The sequence below is a fragment of the Deinococcus metalli genome, from assembly GCF_014201805.1.
GTDB lineage: Bacteria > Deinococcota > Deinococci > Deinococcales > Deinococcaceae > Deinococcus > Deinococcus metalli.
Genome location: NZ_JACHFK010000001.1, coordinates 833,195 through 847,456, shown reverse-complemented (window position 1 = coordinate 847,456; position 14,262 = coordinate 833,195). Strand labels below are relative to the sequence as shown.

General features: G+C 70.2%; 11 protein-coding genes. 6 read left to right on the top strand and 5 right to left on the bottom strand.

Going from position 1 to position 14,262, the window contains the following annotated elements:
- Positions 1 to 10: 10 nt before the first annotated feature.
- Together HNQ07_RS04110 and deoD are read left to right on the top strand one after the other, a co-directional pair.
- Positions 11 to 1,198: an alanyl-tRNA editing protein gene (locus tag HNQ07_RS04110; RefSeq protein WP_184109596.1), complete on the top strand. Its 1,188-nt coding sequence runs from the start codon at positions 11 to 13 to the stop codon at positions 1,196 to 1,198.
- 28 nt (positions 1,199 to 1,226) lie between these two features.
- Positions 1,227 to 1,934: a purine-nucleoside phosphorylase gene (deoD, locus tag HNQ07_RS04105; protein ID WP_184109595.1), complete on the top strand. Its 708-nt coding sequence runs from the start codon at positions 1,227 to 1,229 to the stop codon at positions 1,932 to 1,934.
- On the opposite strand, the gene HNQ07_RS04100 is transcribed toward deoD, so the two are convergent.
- Both HNQ07_RS04100 and HNQ07_RS04095 read right to left on the bottom strand, forming a co-directional pair.
- Positions 1,931 to 3,199, bottom strand: coding sequence for an RsmB/NOP family class I SAM-dependent RNA methyltransferase (locus tag HNQ07_RS04100; RefSeq protein WP_184109594.1), 1,269 nt, complete (start codon positions 3,197 to 3,199; stop codon positions 1,931 to 1,933). The genes deoD and HNQ07_RS04100 overlap by 4 nt on opposite strands.
- 58 nt (positions 3,200 to 3,257) lie before the next feature.
- A complete protein-coding gene (locus HNQ07_RS04095; RefSeq protein WP_184109593.1) occupies positions 3,258 to 4,505 on the bottom strand; it encodes an MFS transporter in 1,248 nt (415 codons plus the stop codon).
- A gap of 287 nt (positions 4,506 to 4,792) precedes the next feature.
- Here HNQ07_RS04095 and HNQ07_RS04090 point away from each other — a divergent pair, with 287 nt between their 5' ends.
- The 3 genes from HNQ07_RS04090 (at position 4,793) to HNQ07_RS04080 (ending at position 8,972) form a co-directional block, all read left to right on the top strand.
- On the top strand, positions 4,793 to 5,974 hold the full coding sequence (locus tag HNQ07_RS04090; RefSeq protein ID WP_184109592.1) for a sugar ABC transporter substrate-binding protein: 1,182 nt from the start codon (positions 4,793 to 4,795) through the stop codon (positions 5,972 to 5,974).
- Positions 5,975 to 6,195: 221 nt separating this feature from the next.
- The gene (locus tag HNQ07_RS04085) at positions 6,196 to 7,593 is read left to right on the top strand and encodes an ABC transporter permease subunit (protein ID WP_184109591.1); all 1,398 of its coding nucleotides are present in this window, start codon (positions 6,196 to 6,198) and stop codon (positions 7,591 to 7,593) included.
- Positions 7,590 to 8,972, top strand: a complete 1,383-nt coding sequence (locus HNQ07_RS04080) for a sugar ABC transporter permease (protein ID WP_184109590.1) — start codon at positions 7,590 to 7,592, stop codon at positions 8,970 to 8,972. The genes HNQ07_RS04085 and HNQ07_RS04080 overlap by 4 nt, the downstream gene beginning before the upstream one ends.
- A gap of 54 nt (positions 8,973 to 9,026) precedes the next feature.
- On the opposite strand, the gene HNQ07_RS04075 is transcribed toward HNQ07_RS04080, so the two are convergent.
- The 3 genes from HNQ07_RS04075 to HNQ07_RS04065 all read right to left on the bottom strand — a co-directional run bounded on the left by HNQ07_RS04075 (position 9,027) and on the right by HNQ07_RS04065 (position 12,386).
- Positions 9,027 to 9,224, bottom strand: coding sequence for a hypothetical protein (locus HNQ07_RS04075; protein WP_184109589.1), 198 nt, complete (start codon positions 9,222 to 9,224; stop codon positions 9,027 to 9,029).
- 140 nt (positions 9,225 to 9,364) lie between these two features.
- Positions 9,365 to 10,951 carry a phosphoenolpyruvate carboxykinase (ATP) gene (gene pckA, locus HNQ07_RS04070; RefSeq protein ID WP_184109588.1) on the bottom strand — a complete coding sequence of 529 codons (1,587 nt, stop codon included), beginning with the start codon at positions 10,949 to 10,951 and terminating at the stop codon, positions 9,365 to 9,367.
- Positions 10,952 to 11,294: 343 nt separating this feature from the next.
- On the bottom strand, positions 11,295 to 12,386 hold the full coding sequence (locus HNQ07_RS04065; protein WP_184109587.1) for a hypothetical protein: 1,092 nt from the start codon (positions 12,384 to 12,386) through the stop codon (positions 11,295 to 11,297).
- A gap of 177 nt (positions 12,387 to 12,563) precedes the next feature.
- Here HNQ07_RS04065 and HNQ07_RS04060 point away from each other — a divergent pair, with 177 nt between their 5' ends.
- Complete coding sequence (locus HNQ07_RS04060; RefSeq protein WP_229831741.1) at positions 12,564 to 14,237, top strand: DNA repair protein RecN; 1,674 nt, start codon at positions 12,564 to 12,566, stop codon at positions 14,235 to 14,237.
- The last annotated feature ends 25 nt before the right edge of the window (positions 14,238 to 14,262 follow it).

The window sequence follows — 14,262 nt, the reverse complement described above, 5'->3', positions numbered from 1 at the left end:
CCTGCCGGTCATGACCCGCGCCCTGTACCACGACTTGCCGCCCCGCCTGGACTTCACGGCCACCGTCACGGCCGTGGACGGCCCGCGCCTTCAGCTCGACGCCACCGCCTTCTACCCCGAGGGCGGCGGCCAGCCGGGCGACGTGGGCGATCTGGCGTGGCCGGGCGGCTCCGCGCACGTCACCACGACCCGAAAGGTGAAGGCGACGGGGGAGATCTGGCACGAGCTGGACGGAGATATGCCCACTCTCGGCGCGGCGGTGAGCGGCACCGTGGACGCCGGCAGCCGCTGGCGGCACACGCAGCGGCATTCCGGCGAGCACCTGCTCGCGCAGGCCTTTGCGCGCGTGAACCCGGCGTTCGCCGTGGAGGCGGTCAGCATGACGTCGCCCGAGTGCACCCTCGACCTGCGCGGCGATCCCGGCGAGGAGGACGTCTACGCCGCCGAGGCGCTGCTGCGCAAGACGCTCGGGCGCGGCGACCTGATCCTTGCGACGCCCGTGGTGGCCGAGGACGACTTGGGCCGCTACCCGCTGCGGCGAACGGCGAAGGTGCGGGGTCAGGTGCGGCTGGTGATCTTCCAGGACGCCGCCGGCACGCCCTTCGACGTGAGCGCGTGTGGCGGCACCCACGTGCCGCGCGCCGCAATGGCCGCGCCGGTCGTGGTCCTGCGCACCGAGCGCATCAAGGGCGGCCTGACCCGCGTGGTCTTCATGGCTGGCGAGGAGGCGAGCGCGTACCTGAGCGGCGTGTACAGGAGTGCCCGCGCCCTGGCCCAGAGTTTCAGCGTGCCGGTGGCCCGCGTGACCGAACGGGTGGACGCGCTGCGGGCCGAGCGGGACGCCCTGCACGCCGAGCTGGACACGCTGCGGCACGCCCACGCCCGGACGCTGGTCGCGGGCACGGCGGCGCAGGTCGTCGGCACCGCCGTCCTGCGGGCCGTGGCCGTGGACGACCCCGCCCTGCTACTGCCCGTGCTGAGCGCGGCCGGGGTAGGCGACGTGGTCGCGGCCGTCACGCCCGCCGGGCGCTGCGGTGTCGGCTCGGGCCGGGCGGACGTGGACGCCGGAGCGCTGCTGCGGCAGGTGCTGGCCCACACCGGCGGCAAGGGGGGCGGCAAACCGGCGCTCGCGCAGGGCCAGACCGAACAGCCCGCCGACTTTTTGGCGGCTGTGGCCACGGCGCTGGCCGAACGCTGAGGCGCCCGCCCCTGCTAGCCTGACGACCATGAGCATTCACCTGAGCGCCCAGCCGGGCCAGATCGCCGAGACCGTCCTGCTGCCCGGCGATCCCCTGCGCGCCACGCACATCGCCGAGACCTTCTTCGACAATCCCACGTTGCACAACACCGTGCGCGGCATGAACGGCTACACCGGCACGTACCGTGGCCAGCGCGTGAGCGTGCAGGGCACCGGCATGGGCATCGCGTCCTCGATGATCTACGTGAACGAACTCATCCAGGACTACGGCTGCAAGACCCTGATCCGCGTCGGCACGGCCGGCAGCTACCAGGAGCACGTGCACGTGCGCGACGTGGTGCTCGCGCAGGCGGCATGCACCGACAGCAACATCAACACCATCCGGTTCGGGGCCAAGACCTTCGCGCCCATCGCGGACTTTGGGCTGCTGGAACGCGCGGCGCGGCTGGCGCGCGAACGTGGGCACGCCACGCACGTCGGCAACATCATGAGTAGCGACACCTTCTACCACGACGACTTCGAGCAGTACCGGCTGTGGGCACAGTACGGCGTGCTGGCCGTCGAGATGGAAGCGGCCGGCCTGTACACCCTGGCCGCCAAGTACGGCGTCAGGGCCCTGACCATCCTGACCATCAGCGACCATCTCGTCACGCGCGAGGAGACCACCGCCGAAGAGCGGCAGTCGACCTTCCACGCGATGATCGAGATCGCCCTGGACGCCGCGCTGGGCCTCTAGGCGTCCGCGCGGCGCAGCCGGGCGATGAAGAACCCGTCGACGCCGTCCGTGGGCACCGTCAGGACGCCGGGGCCGGCCGGCACGTGCGGCACGGTCACGCCGGGCACGGCCTCGGCGTGGAAGGCCGGGTGCGTGTTCAGGAAGGACGCGATGACATTCCGGCCCTCCTCCGGCGTGACCGAGCACACCGAGTAGACCAGCACGCCGCCGGGAGCGACCACGGCCGCGGCGGTGTCGAGCAGCTGCGTCTGGAGCACGGCCGCGGCCCGCACGCCGTCCGGGGTGAGGCGCAGTTTGATCTCCGGGTGGCTGCGCAGCGTGCCGGTGCCGGTGCACGGCGCGTCAAGCAGCACCAGCGCCGCCGGTTCCACGTCCAGCGGCTGCGTCAGGTCGTGCGTGACGAACGCCGCGTCCAGGCCCAGACGACGCAGGTTCCGGCGGGCGGCCGCGTGCTTGCGGGCCTGCACGTCGACGCTGGTCACGGCCGCGCCGCGCGCCGCGAGCATTGCCGCCTTGATGCCCGCGCCTCCGGCCAGGTCCAGCACCCGCGCGCCCTGCACGTCGCCCAGCGCCGCCACACACGCCAGGCTGGCCGGGTTGATCGGCTGCGCCTGACCGTCTGTGTACGCGGCGGTCTCGCGCAGCGGCCGGGCAAGCTCTACCCGGTCGACCCCCTGCGGGCCGGGCGTGACCGTGCTGCCCTCCGCGACCAGGGACGCGACGCCCGCGTCCGACAGGCTCAGCCACAGCGGTTGCGGTTCGAGCAGGCTGGCCATCACGGCGTTCGCCTGTGTGCCGTAGGCGTCGTGGACGATGTCGGCCAGCCACCCTGGCAGCTCGGCAGCGGGCGATGTGGGCACGGGCTCGACGCGCCGCAGCACGGCGTTCACCAGCCCCGGTGGGGCCAGCCGGGCGTCGCGTGCGAGGTTCACGTACTCGCTGACCACCGCGTGCGCGGGCGTGCCCAGGTGCAGCTTCTCGAAGGTGCCGGCCAGCAGCAGGGTCCACACCTTCGGGTGGGTGTCGGCGCTCAGCAGCGGTGCCAGCGCCGCGCGCAGGCTGGCGTGGCGGCGCAGCGTGCCGTACACGAGGTGCGTGGCGAGCCCGGCGTCGCGGGCGCTGAGGTGGGCGCCGGCCAGCGCGGCGTCCAGCGCCGGCGCGGCGAAGGCGTCCCCGGCCATCACGCGCATCAGGACGCGCACGCCGAGGTCTCTGGCCGGATTGGGCGGCACCGGCCGGCGGGACGGAGTGGAGGGACGGGTCATCCGGCCAGCATACGGCCCGCGCGAGTGATCACGGCCGTCTGCCCACTGCGCCGGCCGGTCAGGAGTTGGGCACGGGCGTCTGCGCCGTGACCTTGGGCCGGACGACCAGCGTCCACAGCAATGCCGCGCCCAGCACGCCGCCGCTCAGCAGGTACGGAGCGCCGTGGCCGACGTGCTGGTACAGGCCCGTGCCGATCAGCGGGCCAGTCATGCGGCCCAGGGCCAGGGCGCTGGAGTTCAGGCCGGCCACGGTGCCCTGCTCGTCCTCGCCCACGCTCAGGCTCAGGGCGGCGCTCAGGCTGGGGCTGAGGACCGCGCTCCCCACGCCGATCACGGCCAGGGCGGCGGTGATCGGCCAGAACGAGGTCATACCCGGGAGCAGCAGCATGCCGGCGCCCATCACGGCCAGACCGGTGGCGATCAGCGGGGTGGGCGGCACCCGCTTGGCGAGCGGGCGGATCGCGCCGCCCTGCACCAGCGCGGCCACCACGCCGAACACCGCGAGCATGCCGCCCACCGAGCGCGCCGCCCCGGCCGGGGTGAGGTGCAGGGTGTCCTGCACGAAGAAGCCGATGGTCTGCTCCATGCCCACGGACGCCAGGGTGGTCAGGGCGCTCAGCGCCAGGAACAGCGGAATGCCGGGGCGCGCGAAGAGGGTCCGGCGGTCGGTGCCGGTGACCGCGGCGCCGCGGGCGTGCCGGGTCTCGGGCAGCACGCGGGCGGCCACCACGGCGGTCAGCAGCCCCAGCGCGGCGCTGAAGTACACCGGCGCGGTCAGGCCCAGGGTGCTCAGCAGGGCGCCCAGGCCGGGGCCGAACACCACGCCCAGGCCGAAGGCGGCGCCGATCAGGCCCATGCCGGCCGCGCGGTCGCCGGCGGCGCTCAGGTCGGCCATCATCGCCTGGGCGGTGGGCAGCGTGGCGCTGGAGAGCATGCCGCCCAGCACGCGCGCGGCGACCAGCAGGGCAAACAGGGCCGTGCCGCCCAGCACGCCGCGCAGGCCTAGGTCCGCGATCACGCCGAACAGCCCAAACGACAGCGCGAAGCCGCACAGCCCCAGCAGCAGCACGGGTTTGCGCCCGCTGCGTTCGCTGCGCGCGCCCCAGATGGGCGAGAACACGAACTGCATCAGCGAGTACGCGGTCGAGAACCACGCGGTCTGCGTCTCGCTCAGACCGAGTTCGCGGCCCAGCGGCGCGATGATCGGGAAGAGGATGCTCAGGCCCAGCATGGCGCTGAAGATGGTCAGGAACAGGATCAACTTGGCCCGGCCCGTGGGGCCGCTCGGGGGAATGGTGGCCGTCATGGTGGCATGATACGCCCCGCCTGACCGGTCGGTCAGGTCTCAAATGTCCTGGGACGGTCATTGGCCTCGTGACCACCCGCCCACGAGTGCGTCGAAGGTCACAAAATGGTGACTGTAGCGGTAAAAGTCAGCCGTCTGATCATTGTCAAGTCAGGCGGCGGAACCTATAATGCCGACGAGCATCCCGAATACGAGCCGCCGGCGCTCACCCCAAGCGCAGCGACATCTCCGCTGCGCCGCGGCACGCCTCCGTTATGGAAGCGGTTCACCACGCGTCAAGGAGTCCCATGAAAAAAGCACTCACCCTCCTGTCCCTCGCCCTCGCCACCCAGGCCGGCGCCGCCACCCTCACCGTCTGGTCGCACTTCGGCGGCCCTGAACTGGCGTGGCTCAAGGATCAGGCCGCCGCCTTCCAGAAGAAGACCGGCAATCAGGTCAACATCGTCACCGTGCCGCTCGACCAGATGAAGGACAAGTTCATCCAGGCCGCGCCCAAGGGCCAGGGCCCGGACCTGCTGCTGACCCTGCCGCACGACCAGCTCGGCGCCCTCGCCGCCGCCGGCGTGATCGAGCCGATGGACAAGTACGTCACGTCCAAGACCGACCTCGACAAGACCGCCGTGAACGCCATGACGTACCAGGGCAAGCTGTTCGGCATCCCCATGTACGCCGAGGCCGTGGCCGTCGTGTACAACAAGAAGCTGGTGCCGAACGCTCCCACCACGTGGGCCGACTTCCTGAAGGTCGCGCAGTCGAACACCGGCAACGGCAAGTTCGGCTACCTGGCTGACCTGTCCAACGCGTACATGCAGTACGGCGTGATCAGCGCGTACGGCGGCTACGTCTTCAAGAACAACGGCGGCACCCTGAACACCAAGGACGTCGGCCTGGCCAACGCCGGCGCCGACAAGGCCAGCGCGTTCCTGAACGACCTGCGTTACAAGTACAATCTCGTGCCCGAGGGCGTGGACGGCGGCGCCGCCAAGAGCGCCTTCGTGGACGGCAAGCTGGCTATGCTGCTCACCGGTCCGTGGGACATGGGCGACATCAAGAAGGCCGGCGTCGACTACGGCATCACGGCGTTCCCCACGCCTCCCGGCGCGACCGGCAAGTGGAGCCCCTTCGTCGGCGTGCAGGGCACCATGATCAACGCCTACAGCAAGAACAAGGCGCTCGCCGCGCAGTTCGCCAAGGCGGTGGCCACCGGCGACGCGCAGGTGTCGTTCAACAAGGCCGGCGGCCGCATTCCGGTCAGCCTGTCGGCCCGCACCAAGCTCAAGGCCGACCCGGTGGTCGTGGGCTTCGGCAAGTCCATCTCGGCCGGCACGCCCATGCCCAACGTGCCCGCGATGGGCGCGGTGTGGGGACCGTGGAGCGCCGCGATCGCCCAGAGCGTGCAGAAGCCCAACCAGGATTACGACTCGATCCTGAACAAGGCCGTGACCGAGATCAACGGCAACATCAAGTAAGTCTAGTCAATGGAACGCCGGGCCATGCCCGGAAACAGGACGGAATCGTTGCCAATCCCGTAGGGAAGGCAAGAGATTCCGTTCCGTTGTGTGACGGGGGCGCATGTTCTGGAGTGGAATGCCGAACGTCTCATACAATCCTGTTTTGCTCTTGCTAAACGCGGGATTTCGATTCATCATGGGCGAACCGGATTGATAGGGAGGAACAAATGATCGAGACCATGACCCCACCTGCGGCCAGCCGACCACTGGTCCCGCCCCAGGGGACGCGCGGCGTGCTGATCGCCATCGCTATCCTGCTGGTCATGCTCGGCATCGCCGCGCTGGCCGGCTGGCTGATCTCCAGCGTGACCGCCCAGGTGTGGGCGTCCGCCCCGCCGTACCTGATCCTGATCTGGGTGCTGCTGGCCCTGATCGTGCTGATGCCGATCACGTACCGGCTGTTTCCTTGGATCACCAACTGGTACTACATCTTCCCGGCGCTGGTGTTCATCCTGGCGTTCACGGTGCTGCCGGTCGTCCTGACCGTGAATTACGCCTTCACGAACTACTCCGGCGAGAACAGCGGTAACCCCGACAGCGGTGTGCGCACCGGCGCGACGCTCAGCGCCGACCGCCGGACCGTCACGCTGGCCAGCGTGCCCGACGGTCAGACCCTGCCTACGTACCTCAAGTGCCGCACCCCGTCGTGTAACGGGGACACCGTGATCCTCTATGACGAGGAAGCGTCGGTGCCGGTGCGCGCCAAGGTGGCGAGCGTGTCCGGCAGCGCCATCACGTTGCAGGCCCCGGTGGCCGAGACGCTGAAGGTCGCCAACGCCACGCGCCTGAACCGCTACGAGCGCGTGGGCCTCAAGAACTTCCAGGACATCTTCTCGCGCGCCAGCCGCGCCCTGTGGCCGGTGTTCGTGTGGACCGTGGTGTTCGCGCTGGGTACCGTGATCCTGAACACGCTGGCCGGGCTGATCCTGGGCATCCTGCTGTTCAACAAGCGCCTCAAGGGCCGCAACATCTACCGCACGCTGCTGTTCTTGCCGTGGGCCATCCCGGCCGTGATCAGCGTGCAGATGTGGGTGGCGCTGTTCAACCAGCAGTTCGGCATCGTGAACAAGTCGCTGGGCCTGCTGGGCTTCGCGGCCGTGCCGTGGCTGGGCGATCCGCTGTGGGCCAAGGTCAGCATCCTGCTCGTGAACCTGTGGCTGGGCTTCCCGTACATGATGACCGCGACCATCTCGGCGCTGGCCACCATCAACGAGGACCTGTACGAGGCCGCCAGCATCGACGGCGCCAGCCGCTGGCAGCAGATCATGAACATCACGCTGCCGCTGCTCAGGACGTCGTTCACGCCGATCATGCTCTCGGCTTTCGCATTCAACTTCAACAACTTCGGGATCATCTACCTGCTCACGCAGGGCGGCCCCGCGCAGGAAGGCCGCGAGAGCACCGCGCAGAGCACCGACATCCTGCTGTCGTGGGGCTACAACACGGCCTTCGCCAGCAGCGGCGGTCAGAACTACGCCCTGGCCAGCGCCATCGCCCTGATCATCTTCTTCCTGACCCTCGCCATCAGCCTCGTGAACTTCAAGGCGGCCGGCGTGTTCGAGGAGGCCCGCAAGTGACCAGCGTTCCTCAGAAGTCTGCGCCCAGTCTGCCGCCCGGCGGGTACGTGCACCAGGAGCCCGGCCCGCTTCGGCGCGCCGTGCCGTGGATCGTGCTGGCCGCGCTGGTTATCGGGTTTATCGTGCTGGGCGCCGCGCTGTCGCACAACATGCAGGGCCGGCCCAAGAGCTTCACCATCTACTTCATCGAGCGCGGCTGGGTGCGCTTCCTGCTGTTCCTGCTGGTCGCCAGCGGCGTCCTGGCCCTGACCAGTCTGCTCGGGCAGCGGATCGGGATCGCGCGCACGGGCCGCAAGATCAGTTACGCGGCGGTGCTGGGTGACCAGCTCACGCACCTGTTCCTGATCCTGGTGGTGCTGGTCGCGGTGTACCCGCTGCTGTACGTGGTGATCGCCGCGTTCGACCCGCGCAACTCACTCTTCGCGTTCCCCGATTTCAGCAACCCGAATATCCTGTACCGCAGCGGCCTGCTGCCCAACCTGCAGGTGCTCAGCCTGGAGAACTACGGCAAGCTCTTCGACGGCCTGACCATTCCCGGGTGGCAGGTGCTGCTGGCCGTGATCGGCGGCGCCGCGCTGGCGGTCGTGCTGATCCTCGCCCTGATGACCCGCCTGGGCCGCGACAGCGCCGGCCTGAAGCAGACGCGCACGTGGGCGCTGCGGGTCCTGATCGCGGCCCTGGCGATCATCGTGATCTTCATGACGCCCGCGCAGTTCACGGGGCAGGGCAACGAGAGCAAGTTCCTGCTGTCCGTGCGCAATACGCTGTTCGTGTCGGGCCTGACCGGCCTGCTGGCGATCCTGCTGTCCACCACCGCCGGGTACGCCATGGCCCGGCTGCGCTTCCCGGGCCGCTTCCAGATGCTGCTGTTCTTCATCTTCATCCAGATGTTCCCGGTGTTCTTGGCGCTGGTCGCCGTGTACACGTTGATGGTGATCCTCGGCCTCACGAACACCTTCACCGGCCTGATCCTGGCGTACTCGGGCGGCGCCATCGCCTTCAACACCTGGATCTTCAAGGGCTACGTGGAGTCCCTGCCGGAATCGCTGGAGGAAGCGGCGATGGTGGACGGCGCGACCCGCTGGCAGACCTTCGTGCGGGTGGTGCTGCCGCTGTCGGGCGGCATTCTGGTGTTCATCTTCCTGAACCAGTTCATCGGCACCTACGCCGAGTTCATCCTCGCCAACGTCCTGCTGACCGGCGTGGAGAAATGGACGGTCGGCGTGATGCTGCTGTCGTTCACGTCGGGCCAGTTCAGCACCAAGTGGGGCATCTTCGCCGCCGCCGCCACGCTGGGCGCCCTGCCGATCGTGGGCCTGTTCTACGGCTTCCAGCAGTTCTTCGTCGGCGGCGCCGTCGCCGGGGGCGTCAAGGAATAGCCTTCACGTCCGGCGCGCGGAGGGGCCACAGTCAACGGCCCCTCCGCGCGCTGATTATGGAAGGGCCAGCACGACGGTCACGGCCGCCGCCAGCAGCAGCAGGCCCGCCACGACCGCCAGGTGCGCGAGCGCGAAGCCGGCGAGCGCTGCGAACAGCACGGCGGCCAGCAGCCTGGGCCTTCGGTCGTCCGGATCGGCCGGGGCTGGGGGGTCGGACGGGGTCAGGGGGTCTGGGCGGGTCAGGACGGTCATCGTTGCCTCCTTGTCTGCTGGTGCCGTGTCGTGCCCTCATGGTGGGCGAGGTCCGTCAGCGTCACGTCATGGGCACGGCCACGCACAGGGCGGCAGGCAGAGGCGATGAGCCCTCTGCCTGCCGCTGCCGTGGGTCCGGTTCAGCTGTCCGGGTTGGGCATGGACGCGGTCACGGCCGGGTCTACACCGGCCTCGAAGCGCGTGAAGTTCTCGCGGAACATGCGGGCCAGCTTGCGCGCCGTTCGGGCGTACGCGTCGTGGTCGGCCCACGCCCGCTGGGGATTGAGCACCTCGGCCGGCACGCCGGGGACCTCGGTCGGGATCTCTAGCCCAAAGAACGGCTCGCGCTCAAAGGGCACGCTGTCCAGCTCGCCGCCGATGGCCGCGTTCAGCAGGGCGCGGGTGTGCCCGATGCTCATGCGGTGGCCCACGCCGTACATGCCGCCGGTCCAGCCGGTGTTCACCAGCCACACCTGCGCGCCGCTCTGCTGCACCTTGCGGGCCAGCAGCCGCGCGTATTCGCCGGGGTGCCGCGGCATGAACGGCGCGCCGAAGCACGTGCTGAAGGTCGGGCTGGGCTCGGTCACGCCCTCCTCGGTGCCGGGAATCTTGGCGGTGAAGCCGCTGATGAACTGGTACATCATCTGCTCTGGGCTCAGGCGGCTGATGGGCGGCAGCACCCCGAAGGCGTCGGCGGTCAGGAACACGATGTGTTTGGGGTGTCCCGCCCGGCCGCCCGGCTGGTGGTTGGCGACTTCCTCGATCGGGTACGCGCTGCGGGTGTTCTCCGTCAGGCTGCCGTCGTTCAGGTCCGGCACGCCCGCGGGGTCGAGCACCACGTTTTCCAGCACCGTGCCGTACGTGCGGGTGGTGCGGTAGATCATCGGCTCGGCCTGGGGGTTGAGGTGGATCACCTTCGCGTAGCACCCGCCCTCGAAATTGAACACGCCGTCGTCGGTCCAGCCGTGCTCGTCGTCGCCGATCAGCTTGCGCGCCGGGTCCGCGCTGAGGGTGGTCTTGCCGGTGCCGCTCAGGCCGAAGAACAGGGCCACGTCTCCGCCTTCGCCCACGTTCGCCGAACAGTGCATCGGCATCACGCCCTGGGCCGGCAGCAGGTAGTTCAGCACGCTGAAGATGCCCTTCTTGTTCTCGCCGGCGTACTGGGTGCCGCCCGCGATGATCATGCGCCGGGTGAAGTTCACCAGGATGAAGGTCTCGCTGCGGACGCCGTCCTGCTCCGGATCGGCCCGGAACGACGGGATGTTCAGGACCGTCCAGTCCTCGTGGAAATCAAGCCGCTCCTGCGCGGTGGGCCGCACGAACATGTTGTGCACGAACAGGCTGTGGTACGCCATCTCCGTGACCATCCGCACCGCGATGCGGTGGTCGGGGTCGGTGCCGGCGTACACCTGCTGCACGAACAGTTCGCGGCCCTCGGCGTACGCCGTCATGCGGGCCAGCAGGCGGTCGAAGACCTCCGGCGTGATCGGAGCGTTGAAGCCGCCCCACCACACGGTGTCGCGCGTCAGATCATCCTCGACGATGAAGCGGTCTTTCGGACTGCGGCCGCCCTTGTTCGTCCGGACGGTCAGCGGTCCGGTGGCGGCTCGGACGCCCTCGCCCAGGCGGATCGCGTCGGCGTACAGCTGGTCCACGCTGGGGTTGAGGTGGATGGTCGCGCGGTGGATGCCGAGGTCGGCGAGCGGGCTGCTGGCGGTCAGGCTCATTGGAACTCCTCCGTGAACGCGGGCCGGAACCCGGCGGGGCCGATGGATCGTGGGCTGGCCCGCATTGTCCACAGTGAAGCGCTTCCAGCCAAACCACCGTTTGTCACATTGCTGGGAACAGCACCCCTGGCGGTGGCGGGGGGGCGCGACACTAACCCCCCTCTAAGTGTTGCGGTGAATGGATGGGTTGCCGTCCGGTACGTTTGAGACCGTCCGTTCGTGTCACGCCGGGTTGGACCCTCCCGACACCAAGCGTGTCCGGTTTTCGGAGACAGGCTCACCTGCATCGAACTCAAGAAAGAGGATGGAGCCTGGACTCCATCCTCGCGTCTCCGTGCCGTGATCAGTTTTTGGTGGGATCACCCTGTTTGGCGTCGTCGGGCTTCGGCTCGCCGGCCGGGGGCGTGGGCTGAGTCGGCTGGGCCGGCGCGGACCCGTAGGCCGTGCCGACCTGGCTGGTCGCGGCCGCAGCCGGAGGTGCCTTGGGTTCCTCCAAGCGTTCCATCCACACAGTGCCCACGATGTTGCGCACATTGCGCCCCGCGCGGTGCAGCGCGTCCGCCGCGTCGGGGCTGACACTGCCCACCGCGTTCAGAATGCCCTGCCGGGCGACCGGCACCCGCGCCAGCACCACGGCGCCCGTGCCGAGCAGCACCGCCGCGGTCAGGGCGCCGCCCGCGCCGCTGCGGCGGTCGTCGCGCCGGGCACGCTGGGCCTGTTTCTCCAGCACCTTCAGCTCGCGGCCCAGTTCCTTCTGGAGACCGGCGACCTTGCGGTTCACGGCCTTCTCCAGCTTCTGCGGGTTCCATTCCTTGCGGGCGGTGCGCAGCTGCTTCTCGGCATCGCGGCGGGCGCGGGCGACCGACTTCTCGGCCTGCCGGCGCTTGCTGACCACCGCGTCGGCGCCCTCACCCAAGGCGTCCTGCACGCGCTCCTGGACGCCGGCCAGCAGCCCCAGGCCGGTGTCCTGGGCCTGAACCAGCGCGGGCTTCACCACGTCGTCCAGGGTGCTGGCGGCCGTGCGGCGCGCCGACTTCAGCGCCAGTCGGGCCTGCTTGCCCGACTGCTGCGTGGCGGCCTGCGCCGTGCCGAGCAGGTCCGTGGCACTGTCCTGGGCGCTGTGGGCCAGCGTGCCGGCGGTCTCGCGCGCCGACTCCAGCAGGGACTGCGCCCGCACCGGCGCTTCCTCGCGCAAGGTCTCGATGCCGGCCGCCCCGCGGCGCGCCGCCTCGGCCGCGAGGTCCTGCGCCTGCGAAGCGGCCTGGGCCAGGGCGGGTTTCACGCGGTCGTCGAGGGTGGCGGCGGCGTCATGCCACGCCTGACGGGTGGTGCCCACCACGGCGCGGCGCGTGTCACGGTTCAGAGCCAGGGCCGCGAGGCCGCCCAGCAGGACGAGGCTGCGTTTGCTGACGCCTCCGGTTGCAGCGTTGGTCATGGGTACTCCTTTCCGTCCGTCGGACGGGCTTCCGCGCATTGTCGTCCAGCCGTCCGGGGCAATCGTGGGGGCAATGTAATGGTGAATTCATCTTCCCGCGCGCCCGCCCGCCAGGACCGCGCAGGGATTGAGACGTGGCTCCCGGCCCGGCTGCGCCCAGGCATTACACTCGTGGGCGTGACCCGCAAGGCCCGCGCTGCCCGCTCTACCGACGCTCCTGCCGCTCCCGCGCTCCCGGCCGGGCCGCTGCTGAGCCGGCTGGAAGTGCGGCACCTGGCGACCATCCGGGAACTGACCCTCGACCTCACCGGCGGCTTCACGGTGTTCACCGGCGAGACCGGGGCAGGCAAGAGCATCATCGTGGACGCGCTGGGCCTGCTGCTGGGCTCCCGCTCGAACACCGACCTGATCCGCAGCGGCGAGGAGCACCTGCTCGTCACGGGCTTCTGGGACGACGACAGCGCGAGCCGGCGCGTGAACGTGCAGGGCCGCAGCACGGCCCGCGTGGACGGCGAGGTCGTGAGCGTGCGCGAGTTGCAGGACTGGGCACAGCAGCGCCTGACCATCCACTGGCAGCACAGCGCCGTCAGCCTGCTTACTCCGGCCAACCAGCGCGCCCTGCTCGACAAGCAGCTGCCGGCCGAGGTGGAGACCTACACGCAGGCGTACCGCGCGTGGCAGGACGCCCGCACGCGCCTGGAGACCCTGCGCGCCACCGAGCGGGAGCGGGCGCGGCAACTCGACCTGCTGCGCTTCCAGGCCGCCGAGATCGCCGAGGTCGCCCCGCAGGCCGGCGAGGAGGAGCCCCTCCAGACCGAGCTGAGCCGCCTGGCAAACCTCGACACCATCGCCCAGGGCGCGGCCGGGGCGCTGGAGTTGATCGCGGACGGCGACGAGAACGCGGTCGGCTTCCTGGCCGAGGCGGTGCGCGCCCTGAACGCCGGGGCGAGGTACGACCCCACCAGCGCGACCCTCCAGACGGAACTGCGCGCGGCCCTGGACAGCATCCAGGCGGTGGCCGGTGAACTGCGGAGCGTCGCGGAGGGCAATGCGCCGGACCCCAAGGAACTCGCGCGCGTCGAGGCCCGGTTGGGCGCGCTGGGCAAGCTGCGCACCAAGTACGGCCCAACGCTGGACGACGTGATCTCCTTCCACGCGCAGGTCGAGGCGGAACTCGCCGCCCTGACGCGCGACGAGCACGACGCGGGCACCCTCGACCGCGACGTCGAGCAGCGCCACGCTGACGTGCGGGCGGCGGGACGCGCCCTGGACGCCGCCCGCACGGCCCGCGCCGCGCCGCTCGCCGCTCAGCTCGTCTCGGTGATCCGCGAGTTGGGGATGCCGCACGCCCGGCTGGACTTCCGGCTGCACCCGGCCGCCGAGGCGACGGCCCACGGCCTGAGCGACGTGACGCTGCACTTCACCGCCAACCCCGGCGAGGACCTCGCGCCGCTGGCGGAGGTCGCGTCCGGCGGGGAACTGTCGCGCGTGATGCTCGCAATCAGCACGGTGCTGGGCGCCGACACGCCCTCGGTGGTGTTCGACGAGGTGGACGCCGGGATCGGCGGGTCCGCGGCAGTGGCGGTCGCGGAGCAGCTGCGCCGGCTGGCGCGCACACGGCAGGTCTTCGTGGTCACGCACCTCGCGCAGATCGCGGCGCGCGCGGACCAGCACTACCGTGTCACGAAGCGCGTGGAGGACGGCCGCACGGTCAGCGCCGTCGAGCGCCTGGACGACTCGGCGCGTCTGGACGAGATTGCCCGCATGCTCAGCGGCAACACCTCCGAGGCCGCGCTGCGGCACGCGCGCGAACTGCTGGGCGCCGCGGACGTCGGGGTGTCCTCCACGTGATCCTCAGCCGGGCATCAGCCCCGGC

Excerpts from the sequence above, each read along its gene's own strand:
- deoD (WP_184109595.1), top strand. The coding sequence starts at position 1,227 with ATGAGCATTCACCTGAGCGCCCAGCCGGGCCAGATCGCCGAGACCGTC.
- HNQ07_RS04095 (WP_184109593.1), bottom strand. The coding sequence starts at position 4,505 with ATGACGGCCACCATTCCCCCGAGCGGCCCCACGGGCCGGGCCAAGTTG.
- HNQ07_RS04110 (WP_184109596.1), top strand. The coding sequence starts at position 11 with ATGACCCGCGCCCTGTACCACGACTTGCCGCCCCGCCTGGACTTCACG.
- HNQ07_RS04100 (WP_184109594.1), bottom strand. The coding sequence starts at position 3,199 with ATGACCCGTCCCTCCACTCCGTCCCGCCGGCCGGTGCCGCCCAATCCG.
- HNQ07_RS04085 (WP_184109591.1), top strand. The coding sequence starts at position 6,196 with ATGACCCCACCTGCGGCCAGCCGACCACTGGTCCCGCCCCAGGGGACG.
- HNQ07_RS04065 (WP_184109587.1), bottom strand. The coding sequence starts at position 12,386 with ATGACCAACGCTGCAACCGGAGGCGTCAGCAAACGCAGCCTCGTCCTG.
- HNQ07_RS04090 (WP_184109592.1), top strand. The coding sequence starts at position 4,793 with ATGAAAAAAGCACTCACCCTCCTGTCCCTCGCCCTCGCCACCCAGGCC.
- HNQ07_RS04075 (WP_184109589.1), bottom strand. The coding sequence starts at position 9,224 with ATGACCGTCCTGACCCGCCCAGACCCCCTGACCCCGTCCGACCCCCCA.
- pckA (WP_184109588.1), bottom strand. The coding sequence starts at position 10,951 with ATGAGCCTGACCGCCAGCAGCCCGCTCGCCGACCTCGGCATCCACCGC.